This window comes from Klebsiella sp. Q11, assembly GCF_964241505.1.
GTDB lineage: Bacteria > Pseudomonadota > Gammaproteobacteria > Enterobacterales > Enterobacteriaceae > Klebsiella > Klebsiella michiganensis.
The window spans coordinates 105,981-127,057 of the sequence record NZ_CAXSXW010000008.1 but is presented as its reverse complement, the minus strand read 5'-3'; the positions used below and the strand labels follow the sequence as shown (position 1 = coordinate 127,057).

Sequence of the window (21,077 nt, the reverse complement as noted above, 5' to 3'; positions counted from 1 at the left end):
CGCCGGGGGGCTAGTAGCTCCCCTTTCCCTCCGCCTGTTCGGCTACCGGCTTGAACATCGCCAGCCGTTTATCCAGCGCGCTGGTGTAAAGGTTGGTATCGACGCCAACGGCAACAAAATTCGCCCCCCACGCCAGCGCTTTGTGCGCCATCTCCGGATCGACGGCAAGGAATCCGGCCGCCTTACCCGCCGCGCGAATGCGGCGGATGCTCTGTTCAATAACCCGCTGCACTTCAGGATGACCGGCGTTATCCGGGTAGCCCAGCGAGGCTGACAGGTCCGCCGGGCCGATAAACACGCCGTCAATGCCCTCCACTTCAAGGATCGCATCCAGATTATCGAGGGCCGTTTTACTCTCTACCTGAATCAACAGGCACAGCTCATCGTTGGCCTGCGCCATATAGTTTTCGACCCGTCCCCAGCGCGCGGCGCGGGCCACTCCGGCCCCCACCCCGCGGGTACCCAGCGGCGGGTAGCGGGTAGCCGAGACAATCTCCCGCGCCTGTTCGGCGGTATCGACCATGGGGATCAGCAGCGTTCTGGCGCCGATATCCAGCACCTGTTTAATCAGGCTGCGATTGCCCTCTACCGGGCGAATGACCGGCTGGCTGGCGTAGGGCGCAATGGCCTGCAGCTGATGATAAAGATCCTGGATGGTATTGGGCGCATGTTCGCCGTCAATCAGCAGCCAGTCGTAACCCGAGGTGGCGGCAATCTCAGCCATATAAGAAGAGGTCGAGCTCAGCCACAGGCCAATTTGCGCTTCCCCTTGTAATAATCCCGCTTTAAATGGGTTCGATAAAATTGCGTTCATAGTTCTCCCTTACATTAATGCTGTACGCTGCCAGCCTGCGGCACGGCGCGGTTCACGCGCAGTGAAAAGATAATAACCACCCCGACAATCGCCACGCAGGCGAGCGTCACTAATCCGGCAGAATCACTGGCGAACATGGTTTCAGCCTGGACGCGGATAATGGGCGCCAGAAACCCGCCGATAGCGCCGAACAGGTTCACAAAGCCGATGCCAGCGGCCAGCGCCGTACCGGACAACAGCTGCGTCGGCATGGTCCAGAAGACCGGCTGCACGGCAATGACGCCGACGGCGGCAACGCACAGCGCGATAATCGCCAGCACCGGCGACACCAGCCCGGAGACCGCAATGCCAATTGCCGCCGCCAGCAGGGTGAATGCCGCCACATTACGCCGCTCGCCGGTGCGGTCGGAGTAGCGCGGAATCAGCCAGGTACCGAACAGCGCCGCCACCCACGGGATCGCGGTCACCACCGACGCCACGAACCCCACCTTGGTGCCGAGCAGCGCGGCAACCTGGGTTGGCAGGAAGAAGATCAGGCCGTAAACCGCCACCTGAATGGTGAGATAGATAATCGCCAGCTGCCAGACGCGGCCGTTACGCAGCGCATCGGACAAACGCGAGGTCACCTTTTTCTGCTCTTCGCTGGCCAGCTCGCTGATTAACGCCTGTTTTTCGGCAGCGCTCAGGAAGCGCGCCTTTTGCGGCGTATCGTCGAGCCAGAAGAAGGTGAAGAACCCCGCGCCGACCGCCAGCAGCCCCTCAATGATAAACATCCAGAACCAGCCGGGATGCCCCATAAAACCGTGCATTTCCAGCAGCGCGCCGGAGAGCGGCGACCCGAGGGTCAGCGCCAGCGGCGCGCCCATATAAAACAGCCCCATAATGCTGGCACGGTTCTGCTGCGGAAACCACTGGGACGTCAGGTAGATCATGCCCGGGAAAAAACCCGCTTCCGCGGCGCCCAGCAGGGTGCGCACCAGCAGAAACTTCGCTTCGGTATCCGCCCACGCCATCGCCGCGGAGAGAAGCCCCCACAGCAAGGTGGTGCAGCCGATCCACTTCCTTGCGCCAAATTTGCGCATCAGCAGGTTAGCGGGCACCCCGAGAAAGGCGTAGACCACAAAGAAAATCCCCGCTCCCAGCGCATAGGCTTCGTTGCTCAGGCCGGTATCCAGCTGATAGGTCTCTTTGGCAAAGCCGATATTCGAACGGTCAAGAAACGCCAGCACGTACAGCGCCAGCATAAAGGGGATCAAACGGGCGCGGTTTTTCTTCACCACGCTCTCAAGCAAGGCGTTGCTCATCGTAATATCCTCAACAATAGGCCGCACATCTGCGCTGTGCGGCACGACGGGATCAGTGGCTATAAGGACGTTTCAGATTACAGTCGCGGTTCAGCTCCACGCCGAAGCCCGGTTTGTCCAGCACGGTTTTATGAATGCGCCCGTTCACCGGTACCGGCTCATCAACCAGAATCGGGTCAAACTGCGGACGCATCGTTGAACAGTCCGGGCTGGTCATCAGGAACTCACTGAACGGCGTGTTGGTAAAGGTAATGACCGCATGGTGCGAATAGACCGACGAGCCGTGCGGCACCACCAGCTGGCCGCGCGATTTGGCGATCGCCGCAATCTCCACCAGCGTGGTCAGGCCGCCGCACCAGCCCACGTCAGGCTGCATAATGTCGATGCCGGTTTCCGACAGCGTGCGGAAGGATTGCAGCGTACCGTGGTGCTCGCCGCTGGTGACCATCATGCCGGCAGGGGCATTGCGTTTAAGCTCGCGATAGCCTTCATACTGCTGCGGCGGCAGGCACTCCTCGATCCACTTAAGGTTAGAGGGCGCGCAGGCGTGGGCCAGTTTAGTGGCGTAGTTAACGTCCTGGCTCATCCAGCAGTCCAGCATCAGCCAGAAGTCCGGACCGCACTTTTCGCGCATATCGGCCACCATGGCGGCATCTTTGCGGATCCCCGCGTCGCCATCGTGCGGCCCCCAGTGGGTCGGCATCTTGCCGCCAATAAAGCCCATCTCTTTCGCCAGGTCCGGACGCGCCCCGGTGGCGTAGAACTGAATTTCATCGCGTACCGCGCCGCCCAACAGTTTGTATACCGGTAATCCCACCACTTTGCCGAACAGATCCCACAGCGCCAGGTCGACGCAGGAAATCGTATTCATCACCAGGCCGCCGGATCCGGAGTAGTACAGGGTGGCGTTGAGCATCTGGTCATGGATCAGTTTGATATCGCTGACGCATTTGCCTTCGATAAAGCGGTTGAGGTGTTTTTCCACGATAAAGCAGCCCATCTCGCCGGCGGTCGATACCGCAAAGCCGGTCTGCCCGTTTTCGGCTTCGACCTCAACGATCAGCGTGCCAAGAACGTTGATGCCAAACGACTGGCGGGACTGTTCATACTGTTTATATTTGCTCATCGGCGTGGCGATATGATCGTCAATCCAGTGATTTGCCCCCTGGTCATGATAATCGCCGCCGCCAGCGCCTTTCTCTGCGGTAGCACCGCCGATAAACCAGGCGCGGACGTGTTTAATTTTCGGTAGGGTCATGATCTTCTCCTTATTATGAGGCTTGTTGTTCGAAGGGGCTTTTCCACCCCAGCAGACGGGAAATATCTTTGGCGCAGGCAATCGCCCTACCGGCGAGGTAATCGCGATTGTCTTCATTGATTTGCAGACGGGTACCCACCACGGAAATGGCGGCGGTCAGCTCGTTATTGGCATTAAAAACCGGCGCGGCCACGCAGCGAACGTCGGGATAGTCTTCGCCGTTATCGAAGCTCCAGCCGCGGGCGCGAATACGGCCCAGTTCATCGCGAAGCTGTTGGGCGCTGGTGATGGTGGTTGGCGTCGCCCGCTCCCACTGCAGCTCGCTGATAATCGACTCCTGAACCCGCTCGGGCTGCCAGGCCAGCAGGCATTTACCAATGCCGGAACGATATAACGACAGGCTCTTACCTTCATGCGAACGCACGCTGATGGTGGCCGGGGATTCAATCTTCAGAATGTAGTAGGCGTTGCCGCTGTCGATGATGCCCAGGTGGCAGAGCAGCCCGCACTGATCCATCAGCTGCGTCAGGCGCGGGCGCGCCAGTTCGCGCAGGTCCATTTTGCTCAGCGCCTGCCCGGCCAGCTCAACCAGCTTGGTCCACAGGCAGTAGTTATCCTGATTATCCATGCTGAGGAAGCGCTGTTTTTTCAGCTCTCCCAGCAGCAGATAGGCGGTGCTTTTCGGAATACCCAGTTCGTCAATAATGGTCGCCGCGCTGCAGGGGCCGATGCGGGCGATCAGATTGAGAATATCAATGGCGCGGGTCAGCGCCGGGACTTTGCTTGATTCCAACATACTGGACTCCAATCCTGAATACTGGAATCAGTGTTGCGGTTGTCGGGCGTGTAAATTGTGAGCGACTTCAAATGACGACGCTATTCCAGCCGGGTGGACGTTCAGAGGGAGAAATATGAGAGATGGTGCACAGAATTTTTTAAAGCAAGTACAACAGGCTGGACTCATCGCGCGCCGGGAGGGGCTCCCGACGCGGAGGTGGGTTTACGCTGAGAGAGATTCGACGACGTTAATCCAGCCGTGTTCACCGGCCACCGGCTGGCCGTTCAGCCAGCGGCGCAGCATGTTGAGGGCCATCATCGCGCACACTTCCTGACGCACCTGGAGGCTGTGGCGGTTGGTGGTGAATTTCACCCGCAGCGCGTGGGTGCCGTCCGGCGTGGAAAGCGCAAAGTTCAGGTGATCGCTCTCCTGACCACTTACCGCCAGCGCCAGGCCGGCAAAGTGTTTTTCGCGCCGTTCCGCCGCCCAGCGCGCAGACTGCGCCAGGGTCTCCTCCTGCGCCGGAATGACTTCGCTGGCCAACAGCGGAGCGTTGACGCGAGAAAGCTGAAGCGCCAGCAGACCACCGGTAAACTGCTCGCTCAGCGTCAGGCTTAGCTGACGCTGCTGCAGGCGACGGGCGATCTGCGCAGGCAGGCCTTCGGTACCTTCGAAAATCATGCTCTCTCCGGCCACCTTCTGCACTTCCGGCCACAGCGCCAGCATCGCCTCGCGCTGTTCGGCAGGCCCGGTCAGCTTCAGTTCGATAATCGGCATTGAGGAGCGATAGCCCATCACGACGCCCGGTGGCAGCTGCAGATGGTCGAGGCTCTGCGCCAGTTCGCTTTCGGAACGGCCGAAGGTGGTCAGGCGCAAACACAGCGGCGCAGCGGATAGCGGGAAACGTTCGCGCAGGCGCGGTAAGATTTCCTGTTCAACCATCACCTTAAATTCGGAAGGCACGCCGGGAGTAAAAAACATCAGGCAGCGGTTTAGCTGCACAGCAAAACCGCATGCGGTCCCGACCGGGTTGTTGATCATCTCGGCGCTTTGCGGAATTTCCGCCTGTTTACGATTGCTGGCGGCCATGGGTCTTCCGCGCTCGGCAAAGAAACGGGTCATGGTTTCCAGCCAATCTTCGTGCAGAATTAACCCTTCGCCTTTGGCCGTCGCCGCGGCCAGCGCGCTCAAATCGTCGCTGGTCGGCCCCAGGCCGCCGTTAACGATCAGCACGTCAGCGTGTTCGCTGCGCTCGCGTAAAATCGCCACCAGGGAGTCGAGGTCGTCACCCACGGTATGGCGACGCTTTAAGGGTAATCCTTGATTAAAAAAGAAATCCGCCAGCCACGCGGCATTGGTGTCGATGATTTGCCCATGCAGCACTTCATCGCCGGTGGACAGCATTTCCACGTTTAACATTGTGAACTCCAGCCTGATAAGTAGAAATACTATATCGCAAAGCGGCTGGTGAAAAAGCCTGAAAATCAGGCGCGGCGGAATACCGCGCCGGAGAGATTAGAAGCTGGCGTTGACGCCGACGTACGGACCGTCCGCGACCGCGTTATCGCGGTTGCCGTCTTTACCGGCCAGGTTAAGGTAGCGGTAACCGGCTTCGATGCTCAGAGGACGCATAATAGTAAAGCGCGCGCCGGCATTGGCTTCCTGATAGCTGTCGATACCGCTGGAGAGTGAATCGGGAGAGTAATAGTATTCGCCGAACAGACGGAAGCTGTCGCCGATTTTCCACTGCAGACCGCCGCCAACCGCCGCCGCGTAGCCCTCATCGCCATTGTTCGGGTTGGTGTAAACGCCTTTTCCGCCCACGGTGGCCAGGAATGGCCCCAGGGGAATGTTCAGGCCCAATCCCAGCCCCGCCGCATCGCCGTCGTCATCATTGTGCAGCCAGTTGCCGGTTACCGCCAGGCCGGTCGATTCCGTACCGAATCCGACGCCAAGGTTAGTGTAGTGCTCGCCGGCCTGCCCGCTGACGCTGATCGCATTTGCCGCCGTCGAGACGAACATCATGCCGGCCAGGGCCATAAATATGCTTTTTTTCATTTTTATCTATCCAGAAAATAATAATAAGAAAATCCCAAAAAACCGCGAAATTGTACTGCTCCGTTTTAAGGAATCAATGCGTTATAGCGCGCTTTTACCGCGTGATTGTAACCAGTTGCTTCGGGAGCCTTGTTAACGGTCTCAGATATCAATTCAATAGTCAGGGTCAAATTGCTGGGTCTCAGCCTTTATTATACAAATAGGCTCCAGCTTATTTCGTCGTCGTAAAGAGATGAATAAGTTACATAAAACTTTGTCAGGAGATAAAGATGAGCAAAAAAGGATTAACCACCGCCGCCGGCGCCCCGGTTGTCGATAATAACAATGTCGTCACCGCAGGCCCGCGCGGCCCGATGCTGCTGCAGGATGTCTGGTTTCTGGAAAAACTGGCCCACTTCGACCGTGAGGTTATCCCGGAACGCCGAATGCACGCTAAAGGCTCCGGCGCTTACGGTAAACTGACCATTACCCGCGATATCACCCGCTATACCCGCGCAAAACTGTTTGCCGAAATCGGTAAAACCACCGATCTGTTCCTGCGCTTCTCAACCGTCGCCGGAGAACGCGGCGCCGCTGACGCCGAGCGCGATATTCGCGGTTTCTCGATCAAGTTTTATACCGAAGAAGGCAACTGGGATCTGGTGGGCAACAATACGCCCATTTTCTACCTTCGCGACCCGCTGAAGTTTCCCGACCTTAACCACGTCGTGAAGCGCGACCCGCGCACCAACCTGCGTAACCCCACCTGGAAATGGGACTTTTTCTCCCTGCTGCCGGAAACGCTGCATCAGTTAACGATTGATTTCAGCGACCGCGGCCTTCCGCGTTCCTATCGCCATATGCACGGTTTCGGCAGCCACGCGTTCAGCTTTATTAATGCCGATAACGAACGTTTTTGGGTGAAATTCCACTTCAAATCCCAGCAGGGGATCGCCAACCTGATGGATGATGAAGCGAAACGCCTGGTGGCAGAGGACCGCGAGAGTTCACAGCGCGATCTCTATGAGTCGATTGAAAAAGGCGATTTCCCGCGCTGGACCTTCTACGTGCAGATCATGCCGGAAGCGGACGCCAGCCGGGTCCCTTATAACCCCTTCGATCTGACCAAAATCTGGCCGCACGCTGATTATCCGCTGATGGAAGTCGGCGTGCTGGAGCTCAACCGCAACCCGGACAACTACTTCGCAGAAGTTGAGCAGGTCGCGATGAATCCGGCCAACGTGGTGCCCGGGATCGGCTTCTCTCCGGATCGCATGCTGCAGGGACGGCTGTTCTCCTACGGCGATACCCAGCGCTATCGTCTGGGCGTCAACCATCATCAAATTCCGGTCAATGCGCCGCGCTGCCCGTTCCATAACTACCACCGCGACGGCGCGATGCGCGTTGACGGCAATAGCGGCAACGGCGTCACCTATGAACCCAACAGCTTTGGCGCGTTTCAGGAACAGCCGGACTTTAGCGAGCCGCCTTTAAGCCTTGAAGGCGCGGCGGCCCACTGGAATCATCGGGAAGATAACGACTACTTCAGCCAGCCGCGCAGGCTGTTTGAGCTATTAAGCGAAGAGGAACATCAGCGTATGTTCCAGCGTATCGCCAATGATATGCGGGATGTCCCTGAGTTTATTCAGCAGCGACAAATTGGCCTGTTCAGTGAAGTCCACCCCGACTACGGCGCGGGCGTGGCTGCGGCGCTGAAAGCCTTAAAGCACGGAGAGTAATGCTGATGGCAGCCCTTGCGGCTGCCATTTTACGGTTTTTAAACGCGCCTAGTGCTGAAGCTTAGCGAGCTGCCGCAGCGACAAACCGGTTAGCTTTGCGACCTGAGAGGGCTCAAGCCCATCATCCAGCATCGCCTGAGCAATGCGTTGCGTCGCCTCCTGCTGTCCTTGATGCCGGCCTTCTTGTCGGCCTTCATTCCGGCCTTCCTGTCGACCCTTTCGTAAACCTTTTTCTATCCCCGCCTTCATTCCCTGAAGGACCCCCTCTTTACGGCCACGCTCTTCCAGAAAATGAGCAATATTCATCAGCGTCTCCTTATGCGGCTTGAGTGGCGTCTTTTGCGCGAGCTTGCGTAAAAAGGCCACCGGATCGGCGGCGTTGCCCGCCTGAAGCATATAATTCAGCAAAGTTTTAAACTGCCGACGCGTAGTGTATCCCAGGGATAATATCCTGACCAGTTGCTCAGAAATGTCCATCAAATCCCGCTGGCGGATATGTTTTTGCAGCAGTTCCAGCATAGCGACACGGCGGTGCTGCACAAGCCGATCGTCAGGAATCACCGTGACGTCTATCAGTGGAAAACGCTGGCTATACAGCCGCTCGGCCACCTCTGGCTGAGGGAAATCATCCAGCCAGCGCGTCGAGTACGGGTAAGGAGCGATCCTGCCGTGATAAAATAGCAGAGGAATAACCAGCGGCAGCTGATGATGCCCTTTATCAAGGTGGCGCTGCATGGCCGCGATGGCGTATCGCATCAGGCGAAACGCCATATGCCTGTCGGGAGAGCTTTGATGCTCTATAAGAATGTAGATGTACCCCTCTCCGTGCTGGGTTTTTAGCGAATAAAGAATATCCGAATGGCTTGCGCGTAGGTCCTCTTCAATAAAACTGCCGGATTCCAGCTGCAGCGTTCGCAGATCGCACTGTTCCCGCAAATGCTTCGGCAAATGAATAGACAAAAAATCGCGCGCCGTTGCCCGTTGGGACAAAAGGTGTTTAAACACCGCATCGTGCGGTGAGTGGCTTGCTATCTGTTCCATGATGGCCACTGACCCGTTAACCTACGCTCACCCTACCACCGCACGCGTTCGCCGCGCGTTTTCGCTTGCGGTTTGCCGAGGCGGCTCGCAAACTGGGCCTTCCCGTTAGTTATCCCTGTCATCAGTAAGGAGAAATCATGCGTCAAAGGACTATCGTCTGCCCGCTCATTCAACATGAAGGACACTATCTGCTGTGCAAAATGGCCGACGATCGCGGCGTATTTCCCGGCCAGTGGGCGCTCTCCGGCGGCGGCGTCGAGCCAGGCGAGCGCATTGAAGAGGCGCTGCGGCGAGAAATTCGCGAGGAGCTGGGCGAAAAACTGCAGCTGACCCAGATTACGCCGTGGACCTTTAGCGACGATATCCGGGTTAAAACCTACGCCGATGGCCGCCGGGAAGAGATTTATATGATTTACCTGATCTTCGACTGCATCAGCGCCAATCGCGAAGTGACGATCAACGAGGAGTTTCAGGACTACGCCTGGGTGAAGGCAGAAGATCTTCCCCACTATGATTTGAACGCGGCGACCCGCAGGACGCTCACCCTGAAAGGCCTACTCTGAACAAGCGCGCAAAAAGCGCAGCCTGACCTTCAGCCCGCCCAGCGTTTCGCTACGCAGCAGCTGCGGATGGCTGCGGTGCAGGCGCGCAATATCGCTGACCAGCGCCAGTCCGAGCCCGGCGCCGGGGTTATCACCCACGTTTTCCAGACGATGGAACGGCATGAGCGCCTGCTGAATCTGCGCATCATCGATCCCCGGCCCGCTGTCTTCGACATCCAGCAGCACCGCCTCTCCGTCACGATGCAGGCTGACCGTGACGATACCGCCCTGCGGCGTATAGCGAATCGCGTTATCCAGCAGATTCGCGCACAGCTCGCTCAACAGCACGCCATCGCCGGCAATGGTCACCGTCGAGGGTTCCCCCTCATAGCCGAGATCGATAGCCTTGCTCCGCGCCTGCTGAAGACGCGAAAAACAGCTGTTGTGGACGATCTCATGCAGGTCCACCGGCGGGAACGCGTGCTCGCCCTGCTCTTTCCGTTTGATGGTAGCCAGCTGCAGCAGGCGTTCGGTAAGCAGAATAGTACTGTCAAGCGTGCCGCTCATCGCCTCCAGGCTCTCTCGCCACAGCCGGGGATCGCCGCTCGCCAGCGCCACTGAGGCCTGCGTTTTCAACACCGCTAACGGCGTTTTTAGCTGATGCGACGCGTCGGCGCTAAAGCGCTCCTGGCGGGAGATCATCACCCGTAACCGGTCGATATAGCGGTTAAAGGCCACGATCAGCAGACGGGTTTCCGACCACGGCAGCAGCTCCGGCAGCGGCGTCAGCAGGCCGGGTTCGCGCCGCACCATGAGCGCCGAAAGCCGGCGCATCGGCCGCAGCACGCGGCGCAGCAGCCAGCCGGTGAGCACCAGCGTCAACAGCACTAATAGCCCCTGCGAGATCCATGATGAAAACAGCAGCTGTCCCGCCAGCCAGCGCCGCGACTGCAGCGTTTCGGCGATGTAGATTTCCGCCATGCCGACAACGCCGCCTTCGTTAACCGGCTGCAGCAGGCGCGCCACGCGGATGGCCTGACCGCGATATTCAGTATGATAAAACCACGCCAGCGCCGGATAGAGCTCGGTACGAGAGGTCGATGGCGGCATCGACGGCAGGTCGTCAAAACCGGAAATCACCCGCTTCTCGGGATCGAGTACCTTATAGTACAGCCGATCGTTCATATTCAGCTCGAAGCTGTCCAGCACCACCCAGGGGACATTCACCTCCAGCCTACCGCGGCGAACCACCAGGCGTTCCGCCACCGTGCGGGCGGATGAAAGCAGCGTGCGATCGTAAGCCTGGGTCGCCGCCTGCAGAGCGCTGACGTAGCTATTGAACGCCGACAGCCCCCATAGCAAAACCAGCGGCAGGCCGAGAAACAGCAACAGTTGAGCGAATAACGACTGCGGTTTACCCCACCTCATGAGCGAGCTCCAGCACGTAGCCCAGGCCGCGCAGGGTCACGATACGCACGTTGCTCTCCTGAAGTTTCTTACGCAGACGATGGATATACAGCTCGATGCTTTCCGGGCTGACGTCATCGTTCAGGCTGAAAACCTGTTCAAACAGCTGCTGGCGCGACACCGGCCGCGTACGGCGAAACATCAGCACCGTCAGCAGCGCCTGCTCGCGCGGCGTCAACGACAGCGTTTGTCCGCAGAGTAAAAAATAGCCTTCATCGCGATATTCCAGCGCGCCGATCTGCTGAACCTCATGCACCTGGCCTTCGCTACGCCGCAGCAGCGCGCGCAGCCTGGCATCCAGCTCTTCAAGCTCAAAAGGTTTCGGCAAATAGTCATCGGCGCCGACGTTCAGCCCTTTAACCCGATCCGCCACCGCGCTGCGGGCGGTGAGTAGCAAGACGGGAAGGGTCTGCCCGCGCTTTCGCAGGCGCTGCACCACTTCCAGACCGTCGAGTCCCGGCATGCCAATATCCAGCACCGCCAGCGCATATTTTTCGCTTTGCAGCAGATGATCGGCCGCGCGACCATCAAATACGCAATCCACGGCAAACCCGCCCTGCACCAGCGCTTTCTCCAGCCAGTGAGCCAGCTCACGGTTATCTTCTGCCAGTAAGAGACGCATATCACATCCTGAAAAGTTGCTGCCGCATTGAAAGGGAAATGAAAGGTAATTGTTTTAACAATCACGCAACCGAATAGCCACATGCCGGTTCACATAATTAAAAAAACGTCTCCTGTATCTGACTGAGGAAGCTTATGAATATGCCATTCCTGCGCCGTGCTGGCGCCATTGCATTATGCCTTTTAACCGCCTCTGCCCTGGCCGCCGAGGCGCCTTCCCGTACCGAATGTATCGCGCCCGCCAAGCCCGGCGGCGGCTTCGACCTCACCTGCAAGCTGATCCAGGTCAGCCTGATGGAAACCGGCGCCATCGAAAAACCGATGCGCGTCACCTACATGCCCGGCGGCGTAGGCGCTGTGGCCTACAACGCGATCGTCGCCCAGCGCCCCGGCGAACCCGGTACCGTGGTCGCGTTCTCCGGCGGCTCGCTGCTCAACCTGGCGCAGGGCAAGTTTGGCCGCTACGGCGTGGATGATGTGCGCTGGCTGGCCAGCGTCGGCACCGATTACGGCATGATCGCCGTCCGCACCGACTCGCCGTGGAAAGACCTGCCGTCGTTTATGGCGGCGATGGAAAAAAATCCCGCCAGTATCGTCATCGGCGCCGGCGCCTCCATTGGTAGCCAGGACTGGATGAAAGCGGCGCTGCTGGCGCAAAAAGCCAACGTCGATCCGCACAAAATGCGCTACGTGGCGTTTGAGGGCGGCGGCGAACCGGTCACCGCGCTGCTGGGCAATCACGTGCAGGCGGTCTCCGGCGATCTCAGCGAAATGGTGCCTTATCTCCAGGGCAATAAAATCCGCGTGCTGGCGGTGTTCGCTAACGAAAGGCTGCCGGGTGCCCTCGCCGATGTGCCGACCGCCAAAGAGCAGGGCTATGACCTGGTCTGGCCGATTATTCGCGGCTTCTTCGTGGGGCCGAAAGTCAGCGACGCCGACTATCAGTGGTGGGTGGATGAGTTCACGAAATTGCAGCAGACCGACGCGTTCAAAAAGCAGCGCGAGCTGCGCGGCCTGTTCGAATTCAATATGAACGGTAAGGAACTGGACGCCTACGTTAAACAACAGGTGGAAGCGTATCGCCTGCAGGCGAAATCCTTTGGCCTGGCCAAATAATTTACGGAGGTTGCGATGAGCGATCGTATTTTTGCCGGAGTGTGGCTGCTGCTCTGCGCGGGTGGAATGTTTATCGCCTGGCAAATTCACAGCGAATACGCCTATGAACCCGTCGGCCCACGCCCTTTCCCGGTCGGCATTATCGGCCTGATGCTGGCGTGCTCTGTCTTGCTGCTTCTGCGTCGGCCCGACGCCATCACGTGGCCCGGGCGCCGGGTTTTACAACGTCTATTAACCATGGTGGTTGCGCTGGGGATCTATGCGTGGGGTTTTGAATGGCTGGGTTTTCCTCTGGCCACCGCGCTGCTGACCGCCGTGTTTGGCCTGCTGTTTGGCGCCACCCTGCCCGCCGCCGGGGTAGCCGGCGTCGCGATGGGCATCGCGCTGTGGTACGTCTTTGACGCCCTGCTTGATGTCACCCTGCCGCTCGGCGTTTGGTTGAGTTAACGGAGAAGGTTATGGATATCTGGATTTATTTATCGCAGGGCTTCGCCGTTGCCATGACGCCGGGCAACCTGACCATCGCGCTAATTGGCTGCTTTGTTGGCACTATCGTCGGTCTCCTGCCGGGTCTGGGCCCGATTAACGGTGTCGCGATCTTACTGCCGCTGGCCTTTGCTCTGCACCTGCCCGCGGAATCAGCGCTAATCCTGCTGGCTACGGTCTATATTGGTTGTGAATACGGCGGGCGCATTTCGTCTATCCTGCTTAACGTACCCGGTGATGCCGCCGCCATTATGACCGCTCTCGACGGTTATCCGATGGCGCAGCAGGGGCGCGGCGGCGTAGCGCTGTCGATCTCTGCCGTGAGCTCCTTTGTTGGTTCAACGATCGCTATCGGCGGGATCATCCTGTTCGCCCCGGTGCTGGCGCAGTGGTCGCTGGCGTTCGGCCCGGCGGAATATTTCGCCCTGATGATTTTTGCCATCGCCTGCCTTGGCAGCATGATGGCGGAAAATCCGCTGAAGTCATTTCTCGCCGCGTTAATCGGTTTGGGGCTGGCGACGGTGGGCGTTGATGCCAATACCGGCGTGTACCGCTTCACGTTCGACAGCGTTCATCTTTCCGACGGCGTGCAGTTTATCGTGGTGGTGATTGGGCTCTTTTCGGTTTCGGAGATTTTGCTGATGCTGGAGAGCACCAGCGGCGGGCAGAAGCTGGTACGGAAAACCGGACGCATGCTGTTTAACGCCAAAGAGGCGGGCCAGTGCGTGGGCGCGACCCTGCGCTCATCGGTGGTGGGTTTCTTTGTCGGCATTCTGCCGGGCGCAGGGGCGACCATTGCCAGCGCCATCACCTATATGACCGAGAAAAAGCTCAGCGGCAATAGCGCTACCTTCGGCAAGGGCGATATTCGCGGCGTCGCGGCGCCGGAAGCGGCGAACAACGCCTCCGCCTGCGGCTCGTTTATTCCGATGCTCACGCTCGGCGTTCCCGGCTCCGGGACCACCGCGGTGATGATGGGCGCCCTGACCCTCTACAACATCACGCCGGGACCGGCGATGTTTACCGAACAGCCGGATATCGTCTGGGGGTTAATTGCCGCGCTGCTCATCGCCAACGTGATGCTGCTGATTATGAACATTCCGCTGATCGGCCTGTTCACCCGCATGCTGACGATTCCGCTATGGTTTCTGGCCCCGGCCATCGCCGCCGTGTCCGCGGTCGGCGTCTACGCGGTGCACAGCACCACCTTCGACCTGCTGTTGATGGTTGGGCTGGGCGTGCTGGGCTACATTATGCGTAAAATGCACTTCCCGATGTCGCCGCTGATCTTAGGGTTTGTGCTGGGAGAGATGCTGGAGCAGAACCTGCGCCGCGCGCTGTCCATCAGCAACGGCAACGTGGCGATTCTGTGGCAAAGCGGCGTAACGAAAACGCTTCTGTTTCTGGCCATCGCGGTGATTGTTGTCCCTCCGCTGCTGCGGTACTGGCGGAAGCGCCAGCTTAATACGCAGGGCGACCTGCCCTCTTCCTGATGCTCAACGTCATTGGCGGTCGCTCAGCGCCGCCAATGACGCTATACGTTGAATTTCCACCACATCTGCCTGATAGTTATCGTTTTAACTTTCTGGTGATCCGTTATGACCGTCGCCGCATCCCGTTCGGGGTTAACATTCGCCGCGTTGGCGCTGGCCCTGATGCTTGTTTACACCGGTATCAGCGCAGGGGATAAGCTCACCTGGCTGATGGAAGTGACGCCGGTGATTATCATCGTTCCGCTTTTGCTGGCCACGCGCTCGCGCTATCCGCTGACGCCGCTGCTTTACACGCTGATTTTCTTCCATGCCATCATTTTGATGGTCGGCGGTATGTACACCTACGCGAAAGTGCCCATCGGCTTTGACGTACAGGCGTGGCTGGGACTGAGCCGTAACCCCTATGACAAGCTGGGGCACTTTTTCCAGGGGCTGGTGCCGGCGCTGGCGGCGCGGGAGATTCTGCTGCGCGGCGGCTACGTTCACGGGCGTAAAATGCTCGGTTTCGTGGTCTGCTGTATTGCGCTGGCGATTAGCGCCGTCTATGAACTGATCGAATGGTGGGCGGCGCTGGCGCTGGGACAGGGCGCGGATGAGTTTCTCGGCACCCAGGGCGATCCCTGGGATACCCAGTCGGATATGTTTTGCGCCCTGCTCGGCGCGCTGACCACCGTTTTAGCGCTGGGCCGCTGGCATACGAAGCAGCTACTGAACGTCCAGCGCGTCTGAGTCGGGCATCGCCTGCTGGTTGACCCAGTCACGTAGCGCCCGGCGGGAAATTTTAATTCCGCCGGTTTTCAGCGATTCAGGCAGCCGCAGCCAGCGCACCGGCTGCTGAAAGCGCGCCAGCTTATCGGCGCACCAGCCCGCCAGCGCGGACGGGTCGTCATGCTCGCCGCACTCCACCACCGCCACCGGCCGCTGGCCAAACTCCGCATCATCCTGCGGCACGATGAAAACTTGCGTAATCCACGGATGAGCGCCAATCACCCGCTCCACTTCTTCCGGCTGAATACCTTCTCCGCCGCTAAAAAAGAGGTTGTCCACTCGTCCGAGGATAGTCAGCCTGCCGTGCTCCAGCCGGCCCCGATCGCGAGTGGCGAACCAGCCGTCGGCATTAGCGAGGGGGACCATTTGCCCATCGCGCCAGTAGCCTGCGGCGATACTGTCCGACCGCAGCCACACTTCGCCATCGACAATCCGCACTTCGCGCCCCGGCAGCGGCTGCCCGACATCCGCCAGGCCGTCCGCCTCCTTGGCGCATACCGTGGAGGCAAACTCGGTGAGCCCGTAGCCGCACCAGCAGCGGATACCGCGCTTACCGGCCTGCTCGGTTAGCGCCACCGGGATCGCCGCGCCGCCGAGCAGAACCGCTTTCAACGACACCTCGGCGTCGCCGCTGAGCAGGCGCCAGAGCTGGGTCGGCACCAGAGAGGCATGGGTACAGCCGCGTAACGCCTGTTCCAGCGGCTGCTTGTCGCGTACCGTCAGGCCTGCGCCAGCTAACAGCCAGCGCCAGAGAATCCCCTGGCCGGAAACGTGAAACAGCGGCAGCGACAGCAGCCAGTCGTCCTGCGGCGCAAAGGGTATCATCGCCAGCACGCCTTCAGCGCTGGCAAGATGGGCGCGAAAAGCGTGCACCGCCGCTTTCGGTAGTCCCGTCGACCCCGAGGTTAGCGTCATGGACGCGATACGATCTTCTCGCCAGGCGACCGCGTGCACGCCGTCGCCGGCGCACAACGCTAATGAATTAAGCGCCACCGGAAGGTCGCCGCCGTTTAGCACCAGCGCGTGGCGCAGTCCCAGAGACGGCAGCAGTTCCGCCAACAGAGGAGCAGGCAGCTGCGGATTCAGCGGCAGGACGCGCGCGCCACACTGCAGGAGGGCCAGCCACGCCAGCAGAGCATCGGGCTGGTTGTAAGCGCGAAGCAGCACGCCATCGCCGTCGCGAACGCCCTGGGCGTGGAATTCCACCGCCAGCGCATCAATTTGCGCGCACAGTTCCCGCCAGCTTAGCCGCCTCTCGTTCAGGCGCAGCGCCTGAGCCTCTTCCCGCAGCCGCCGCCAGTGGCGCCAGGGCCAGTCGCTAAAGGTCACAGCAGCGGCTCCAGCTCATCAACGTTCAGACACGGCAGCTCGCTTTCCGGCCAAGGGCGCACCAGCTGGGCACGCATCAGGCTCAGCGTGTCCAGACCGGGGATCGTGTCCGGGGTCAGCCAGGCGGCGATTCGCGCCAGCTGCGTCAGGCCAAGGCTCGACTCAATGGCTGAACTGATGACCGCCGTCAGCCCCAGGGCATGCGCCTGCGCCACCTGCTGCCGCACTTTTTGCAGACTGCCGGTCAACGTCGGTTTAATCACCACCGCCCGCAGCCCCGGCTCGGCGGCAAAGGTAAAGTCCGCCTCGCGCAGGCTCTCATCCCAGGCGATAGCGATACCCGTTTGTTGGGCAAAAGCGCGCGAATCATCGCGGTTTTTACAGGGTTCTTCGAGAAAGGCGATGCGGCTGCGATAGTGCGGATCCACGTATTTGGCAAACTGCTGCGCTTTCAGCGGCGTCCAGGCGCGGTTAGCGTCGAGGCGTAGCGTCAGATCGGGAATCGCCTCCAGCAGCAGGTTGACCACCATGCCGTCGCGCACCGCCTCATACAGGCCGACTTTGACCTTAGCGACTTTTTCGCCGGGCATCAGCGAAAGCCTGGCGAACAGCTCGTCCGGATCGCCGGCGCAGAGCGGCGCCGCGCGATAGTCCGCCGCCTGCGGCAGCTCGCCGCACAGTTCCGCCAGTGCGCAGCTCGCCCCGAAAGCCGCCGACGGCGGCGTTGGCAACGCGCCCTCTTCGCCATCGCGCCAGGCGCTCGCCCACGCCAGCAGCGCAGCCTGCGCCTCATCCAGCGTTTCCAGGCTGAATCCGGGCAGGGGAGATATTTCCCCCCAGCCTTCGCGCTCGCCGTCGCGCAGGCGCAGAAGCAAACCATCGCGGGTTTTTAACCGCCGTTCACGCAGCACCACTCCCGCGTCCATCGGTAGCTGCCAGCGGTAGACCTGCGCCTGCCGCATTACGGATTCCGTTTAAATTTGCTGAAGTCCGGCTGGCGCTTCTGATTGAAAGCGTTGCGCCCTTCCTGACCCTCTTCGGTCATGTAAAACAGCATGGTGGCGTTACCCGCCAGCTCCTGCAGTCCCGCCTGGCCGTCGCAGTCGGCGTTCAGCGCCGCCTTCAGGCAGCGCAGCGCCATCGGGCTGTTCTGCAGCATTTCCCGGCACCAGCGCACGGTCTCTTTTTCCAGGTCCGCCAGCGGCACCACGGTATTCACCAGCCCCATATCCAGCGCCTGCTGCGCGTCGTACTGCCGGCACAGGAACCAGATCTCACGGGCTTTTTTCTGCCCGACGATGCGCGCCATATAGGAGGCGCCCCAGCCGCCGTCGAAAGAGCCGACTTTCGGGCCGGTCTGGCCGAAGATGGCATTTTCCGCCGCGATAGTCAGATCGCACATCATATGCAGGACGTGGCCGCCGCCGATGGAGTACCCCGCCACCATCGCCACCACCGGTTTCGGGCAGGTGCGGATCTGGCGCTGAAAATCGAGAACGTTGAGGTGATGAACGCCGGAATCATCCTGGTAGCCGCCGTAGTCGCCGCGGACTTTCTGATCGCCGCCGGCGCAAAACGCTTTATCGCCTTCACCGGTCAGAACGATGACGCCAATATTGTCGTCATAGCGGGCATCCGCCAGCGCCTGAATCATCTCTTTGACGGTCAGCGGGCGGAAAGCGTTGCGTACCTGCGGGCGGTTGATAGTAATTTTGGCAATCCCGTCCGCCGATTTTTGGTAACGAATGTCGGTGTAGCCTTCGGAGCAGTCCTGCCATTCAATCGGGGCGTAAAGCATGGCTTCATCAAGAGAGATCATAAAGTGTCCTTCGGTTAACTCGCTAAAAACTGCGCCAGACAAGCCACGACAGCGTCGGGGTTTTCCCGATGCGCGTTGTGTCCGGCATGATTAATCACGTGCGCGGTGGCGGAGAGTTCATCGGCGATGACGCGAAACTTGCCGTCGCGTTCGCCGCAAAGATAATGAAAAGGGAAATCGCGCGCCCGTAACGACGCGCGCAGATCGGGTTGTTCCGCCAGCGAGCTGGCCTGCAGCATCGCCGCCAACGCTCCGCCGTTATTGCGGCTGCGTAGCGCAACCAGCGCCGCCCGCTGCGCTGCGTCCAGGGAAGCGAAGACCGGCTGCTGATACCAGTCGGCAAAGACCTGGGTCAGCGGCTCGCGGCGAAAGCGTTCAGCCCAGGCGGCATCGCTGCGCCGGCGCAGCCTACGCTGGTTATCATCCCCCAGGCCCGGATGCCCCCCCTCGACGACCAGCCCGCAGAGCCCTTCGCGCGGCTGGCTGACATAGAACATCGCCACCCGTCCGCCGAGGGAGTATCCCACCAGCCAGTACTTAAGTATGTTGTAACTATTAAGCGTATTCTTAATCAACTCGCTGACATCGGCAAAATGATTTACGGCGATATGCGCCGATCCGCCGTGGCCAGGCAGGTCAATATAGAGACGCGGATACGCGCCAAACGCCTGCCCCACCGTGCGCCACTCATGACTATCCCCGGCAAAACCGTGCAAAAAGACCAGCCAGGGATAGCCCGGCAGGCCGCTTTCAGCCACCGCGTGCAGCGTCATAGCTGACTCACCTGCGCCAGCAGCTGCTGAAGCGTTTGCGTACCGTCGGTTTCATTAACCGCCAGTTCAATCAACGTCGCGCCGGGTCCTCGCCAGGCAACGTCCAGCGCCTGCTCCAGCTCATTCCAGTCCGCAGGGCGATGGTAAGTCAGATTGAACATCGCCGCCGCGTGCGCGAAATGGATATTCTGCGGCATCAGATAGAACTGGCTGCGCTGCTCCTGCGGCGTGGGCAGCAGAGAAAAAATCTGCCCGCCGTTATTGTTGACGACAATCAGCACCAGCGGCGCGGAGGCCTGACGCAGCAGGGCCAGCGAGTTGAGATCGTAAAGCGCAGAAAGATCGCCGACGATAGCCAGCGTCGGACGCGCGCTGGCGCGCTGCACCCCGGCCGCCGTCGCCAGCAGGCCGTCTATTCCGCTGGCCCCGCGATTGCTGTAGACCGGGTAACCTGCCGGTAGCTGCGACAGCGCGTCAATTAAGCGCACCACCAGGCTGTTGCCGACAAACAGCTGCCCCTGTTCCGGCAGATAGCGCCGGATTCGCTGCGCCAGCTGGGCTTCGCCGAAATCCTCGCTGCTGGCGACCGCCGCCTGCCATGCCTGGCGCGAAAGCTCGGGAATGACGGTGGGCCACGGCTGTCGTTTTTCCGCCGGATGCTGTTCAAGCCAGCGGTCGATGGCGCACACCAGCCGGCGACCGCGATGCTGGGCGGGATCCAGTCGCCCCGGCAGATTGTCCACCAGCCAGTACTCTTCGGGTTCACAGGTGGCCTGCCACTGCAAAACGCGTTTGCTGGTCAGGCTGCTGCCCAGTTGAACAACGATTTGCGCCTGCGCCAGTTCGCTGACCGCCTTGCCGTTGCCCAGCCACAGGTCGGCGCAGGGGAGCGGCTGCCCGGTTTGCGAGAGCACATCGCCAATCAGCGGCCAGCCGAGGGTTTTCGCCCACTCGGCCACCTTGACGCCCTCTTCCGCGCTCATCCGTCCGGCGACCACCACGCCGCGTTTCTGCCGCCAGAAAAACCAGTCGCGCTGCTTTTCACTTTCCAGATGCAGAGAGTGACGCAGCCAGGGCTTGTCGCTCTGCCACCAATCACCGAGCTGCTGCTGCCACTCGGCGCCGGTGTCGTCCATATCGCCATACAGCGGTTCGGCAAACGGACAGTTAATATGAACGCCGCCGCAGTGTAGCGCGCCGAGCGCCTGGTCGAGGGTCGAGACCAGCCAGCGGGCGGAGATATCCTGCGACGGACGCGGCAGGGATAGCGTCTGCGACGGGTGCGAAGCAAACATGCCCGGCTGGCGAATCGCCTGATTCGCGCCGCAGTCAATCAGCTCCGGCGGCCGGTCGGCGGTCAGTAAAATGAGTTTTTCACCGGTCAGCCCGGCTTCAATCAGCGCCGGATAGAGGTTAGCCGTCGCGGTACCGGAGGTCACAATCACCGCCACCGGCTGACCGCTGGCTTTCGCCAGCCCTAACGCCAGATGGCCGAGGCCGCGTTCATCAAAGTGGGTATGGTGAATAAATGCGCGGTTTTCCGCCGCCGCCAGGGTTAAAGGTGTCGAGCGCGATCCGGGCGCAATGCAGATATGCTGCACGCCGTGGCGCGTCAATGCTTCAAGGATCACCGCCGCCCAGCGTCGGTTAAATGCGCTTACAGACATGAATTTGTCCAGTATCAAATATTGA

20 protein-coding genes are annotated in these 21,077 nt (G+C 60.1%); 6 read left to right on the top strand and 14 right to left on the bottom strand.

The window, feature by feature from the left end; genetic code table 11:
- Positions 1-10: 10 nt before the first annotated feature.
- The 6 genes from yfaU to ACESQ2_RS14990 form a co-directional block, all read right to left on the bottom strand.
- Entirely contained in the window at positions 11-814 is an 804-nt protein-coding gene (gene yfaU / locus ACESQ2_RS15015; protein ID WP_014839099.1) for a 2-keto-3-deoxy-L-rhamnonate aldolase, read from the bottom strand.
- A gap of 14 nt (positions 815-828) precedes the next feature.
- Positions 829-2,118 (bottom strand): MFS transporter, encoded by a 1,290-nt coding sequence (locus tag ACESQ2_RS15010; RefSeq protein WP_004852770.1) that lies wholly within the window; start codon positions 2,116-2,118, stop codon positions 829-831.
- Positions 2,119-2,170: 52 nt separating this feature from the next.
- Positions 2,171-3,376: an L-rhamnonate dehydratase gene (gene rhmD / locus ACESQ2_RS15005; RefSeq protein ID WP_014839100.1), complete on the bottom strand. Its 1,206-nt coding sequence runs from the start codon at positions 3,374-3,376 to the stop codon at positions 2,171-2,173.
- Positions 3,377-3,389: 13 nt separating this feature from the next.
- Positions 3,390-4,172, bottom strand: a complete 783-nt coding sequence (locus ACESQ2_RS15000; protein ID WP_004852774.1) for an IclR family transcriptional regulator — start codon at positions 4,170-4,172, stop codon at positions 3,390-3,392.
- Between the two features lie 204 nt (positions 4,173-4,376).
- Positions 4,377-5,573, bottom strand: a complete 1,197-nt coding sequence (locus ACESQ2_RS14995; RefSeq protein WP_032750698.1) for a nicotinamide mononucleotide deamidase-related protein YfaY — start codon at positions 5,571-5,573, stop codon at positions 4,377-4,379.
- Positions 5,574-5,669: 96 nt separating this feature from the next.
- Positions 5,670-6,212 carry a YfaZ family outer membrane protein gene (locus ACESQ2_RS14990; protein ID WP_004123076.1) on the bottom strand — a complete coding sequence of 181 codons (543 nt, stop codon included), beginning with the start codon at positions 6,210-6,212 and terminating at the stop codon, positions 5,670-5,672.
- A gap of 269 nt (positions 6,213-6,481) precedes the next feature.
- Between ACESQ2_RS14990 and ACESQ2_RS14985 the strand changes: the two genes are divergently transcribed.
- A complete protein-coding gene (locus ACESQ2_RS14985) occupies positions 6,482-7,930 on the top strand; it encodes a catalase (protein WP_285924354.1) in 1,449 nt (482 codons plus the stop codon).
- A gap of 48 nt (positions 7,931-7,978) precedes the next feature.
- Here the strand turns inward: ACESQ2_RS14985 and ACESQ2_RS14980 are convergent, their stop codons facing one another.
- Positions 7,979-8,971 carry an Rpn family recombination-promoting nuclease/putative transposase gene (locus ACESQ2_RS14980; protein ID WP_064404443.1) on the bottom strand — a complete coding sequence of 331 codons (993 nt, stop codon included), beginning with the start codon at positions 8,969-8,971 and terminating at the stop codon, positions 7,979-7,981.
- A 137-nt stretch (positions 8,972-9,108) separates the two neighbouring features.
- Between ACESQ2_RS14980 and nudI the strand changes: the two genes are divergently transcribed.
- Positions 9,109-9,534 (top strand): nucleoside triphosphatase NudI, encoded by a 426-nt coding sequence (gene nudI / locus ACESQ2_RS14975; protein ID WP_014230231.1) that lies wholly within the window; start codon positions 9,109-9,111, stop codon positions 9,532-9,534.
- Here nudI and ACESQ2_RS14970 read toward each other — a convergent pair.
- Positions 9,526-10,941, bottom strand: coding sequence for a sensor histidine kinase (locus ACESQ2_RS14970; protein ID WP_046877168.1), 1,416 nt, complete (start codon positions 10,939-10,941; stop codon positions 9,526-9,528). The genes nudI and ACESQ2_RS14970 overlap by 9 nt on opposite strands.
- Positions 10,928-11,602 carry a transcriptional regulator TctD gene (gene tctD, locus ACESQ2_RS14965; protein ID WP_032750708.1) on the bottom strand — a complete coding sequence of 225 codons (675 nt, stop codon included), beginning with the start codon at positions 11,600-11,602 and terminating at the stop codon, positions 10,928-10,930. The genes ACESQ2_RS14970 and tctD overlap by 14 nt, the downstream gene beginning before the upstream one ends.
- Before the next feature lie 140 nt (positions 11,603-11,742).
- On the opposite strand from tctD, the gene ACESQ2_RS14960 reads away from it, so the two are divergent.
- The 4 genes from ACESQ2_RS14960 to ACESQ2_RS14945 all read left to right on the top strand — a co-directional run bounded on the left by ACESQ2_RS14960 (position 11,743) and on the right by ACESQ2_RS14945 (position 15,425).
- The gene (locus tag ACESQ2_RS14960) at positions 11,743-12,717 is read left to right on the top strand and encodes a tripartite tricarboxylate transporter substrate binding protein (protein WP_177342537.1); all 975 of its coding nucleotides are present in this window, start codon (positions 11,743-11,745) and stop codon (positions 12,715-12,717) included.
- Positions 12,718-12,732: 15 nt separating this feature from the next.
- Positions 12,733-13,164, top strand: a complete 432-nt coding sequence (locus ACESQ2_RS14955; protein ID WP_014839103.1) for a tripartite tricarboxylate transporter TctB family protein — start codon at positions 12,733-12,735, stop codon at positions 13,162-13,164.
- 11 nt (positions 13,165-13,175) lie between these two features.
- Complete coding sequence (locus ACESQ2_RS14950) at positions 13,176-14,696, top strand: tripartite tricarboxylate transporter permease (RefSeq protein WP_014230236.1); 1,521 nt, start codon at positions 13,176-13,178, stop codon at positions 14,694-14,696.
- Positions 14,697-14,801: 105 nt separating this feature from the next.
- On the top strand, positions 14,802-15,425 hold the full coding sequence (locus ACESQ2_RS14945) for a DUF2238 domain-containing protein (RefSeq protein ID WP_014839104.1): 624 nt from the start codon (positions 14,802-14,804) through the stop codon (positions 15,423-15,425).
- Here ACESQ2_RS14945 and menE read toward each other — a convergent pair.
- From menE to menD, 5 genes are read right to left on the bottom strand one after another with little or no spacing between them, the layout of a single operon-like run.
- A complete protein-coding gene (gene menE / locus ACESQ2_RS14940) occupies positions 15,402-16,793 on the bottom strand; it encodes an o-succinylbenzoate--CoA ligase (protein ID WP_046877172.1) in 1,392 nt (463 codons plus the stop codon). The genes ACESQ2_RS14945 and menE overlap by 24 nt on opposite strands.
- Entirely contained in the window at positions 16,790-17,755 is a 966-nt protein-coding gene (gene menC, locus ACESQ2_RS14935; protein ID WP_032750724.1) for an o-succinylbenzoate synthase, read from the bottom strand. The genes menE and menC overlap by 4 nt, the downstream gene beginning before the upstream one ends.
- A complete protein-coding gene (gene menB / locus ACESQ2_RS14930; protein ID WP_004123101.1) occupies positions 17,755-18,612 on the bottom strand; it encodes a 1,4-dihydroxy-2-naphthoyl-CoA synthase in 858 nt (285 codons plus the stop codon). Before menB ends, menC begins: the two co-directional genes overlap by 1 nt.
- A gap of 14 nt (positions 18,613-18,626) precedes the next feature.
- Positions 18,627-19,385 (bottom strand): 2-succinyl-6-hydroxy-2,4-cyclohexadiene-1-carboxylate synthase, encoded by a 759-nt coding sequence (gene menH / locus ACESQ2_RS14925; RefSeq protein WP_046877173.1) that lies wholly within the window; start codon positions 19,383-19,385, stop codon positions 18,627-18,629.
- Positions 19,382-21,052, bottom strand: a complete 1,671-nt coding sequence (menD, locus tag ACESQ2_RS14920; RefSeq protein WP_046877174.1) for a 2-succinyl-5-enolpyruvyl-6-hydroxy-3-cyclohexene-1-carboxylic-acid synthase — start codon at positions 21,050-21,052, stop codon at positions 19,382-19,384. Before menD ends, menH begins: the two co-directional genes overlap by 4 nt.
- Positions 21,053-21,077 lie beyond the last annotated feature (25 nt).

What these genes read in the sequence shown, in the direction of transcription:
- tctD (WP_032750708.1), bottom strand. Translation starts at nt 11,602, where the DNA reads ATGCGTCTCTTACTGGCAGAAGATAACCGTGAGCTGGCTCACTGGCTG.
- ACESQ2_RS14980 (WP_064404443.1), bottom strand. Translation starts at nt 8,971, where the DNA reads ATGGAACAGATAGCAAGCCACTCACCGCACGATGCGGTGTTTAAACAC.
- rhmD (WP_014839100.1), bottom strand. Translation starts at nt 3,376, where the DNA reads ATGACCCTACCGAAAATTAAACACGTCCGCGCCTGGTTTATCGGCGGT.
- ACESQ2_RS14995 (WP_032750698.1), bottom strand. Translation starts at nt 5,573, where the DNA reads ATGTTAAACGTGGAAATGCTGTCCACCGGCGATGAAGTGCTGCATGGG.
- ACESQ2_RS14945 (WP_014839104.1), top strand. Translation starts at nt 14,802, where the DNA reads ATGACCGTCGCCGCATCCCGTTCGGGGTTAACATTCGCCGCGTTGGCG.
- menD (WP_046877174.1), bottom strand. Translation starts at nt 21,052, where the DNA reads ATGTCTGTAAGCGCATTTAACCGACGCTGGGCGGCGGTGATCCTTGAA.
- menH (WP_046877173.1), bottom strand. Translation starts at nt 19,385, where the DNA reads ATGACGCTGCACGCGGTGGCTGAAAGCGGCCTGCCGGGCTATCCCTGG.
- ACESQ2_RS14955 (WP_014839103.1), top strand. Translation starts at nt 12,733, where the DNA reads ATGAGCGATCGTATTTTTGCCGGAGTGTGGCTGCTGCTCTGCGCGGGT.
- ACESQ2_RS14985 (WP_285924354.1), top strand. Translation starts at nt 6,482, where the DNA reads ATGAGCAAAAAAGGATTAACCACCGCCGCCGGCGCCCCGGTTGTCGAT.
- ACESQ2_RS14970 (WP_046877168.1), bottom strand. Translation starts at nt 10,941, where the DNA reads ATGAGGTGGGGTAAACCGCAGTCGTTATTCGCTCAACTGTTGCTGTTT.
- ACESQ2_RS14990 (WP_004123076.1), bottom strand. Translation starts at nt 6,212, where the DNA reads ATGAAAAAAAGCATATTTATGGCCCTGGCCGGCATGATGTTCGTCTCG.
- menC (WP_032750724.1), bottom strand. Translation starts at nt 17,755, where the DNA reads ATGCGGCAGGCGCAGGTCTACCGCTGGCAGCTACCGATGGACGCGGGA.
- nudI (WP_014230231.1), top strand. Translation starts at nt 9,109, where the DNA reads ATGCGTCAAAGGACTATCGTCTGCCCGCTCATTCAACATGAAGGACAC.
- ACESQ2_RS14960 (WP_177342537.1), top strand. Translation starts at nt 11,743, where the DNA reads ATGCCATTCCTGCGCCGTGCTGGCGCCATTGCATTATGCCTTTTAACC.
- yfaU (WP_014839099.1), bottom strand. Translation starts at nt 814, where the DNA reads ATGAACGCAATTTTATCGAACCCATTTAAAGCGGGATTATTACAAGGG.
- ACESQ2_RS15010 (WP_004852770.1), bottom strand. Translation starts at nt 2,118, where the DNA reads ATGAGCAACGCCTTGCTTGAGAGCGTGGTGAAGAAAAACCGCGCCCGT.
- ACESQ2_RS15000 (WP_004852774.1), bottom strand. Translation starts at nt 4,172, where the DNA reads ATGTTGGAATCAAGCAAAGTCCCGGCGCTGACCCGCGCCATTGATATT.
- ACESQ2_RS14950 (WP_014230236.1), top strand. Translation starts at nt 13,176, where the DNA reads ATGGATATCTGGATTTATTTATCGCAGGGCTTCGCCGTTGCCATGACG.
- menB (WP_004123101.1), bottom strand. Translation starts at nt 18,612, where the DNA reads ATGATCTCTCTTGATGAAGCCATGCTTTACGCCCCGATTGAATGGCAG.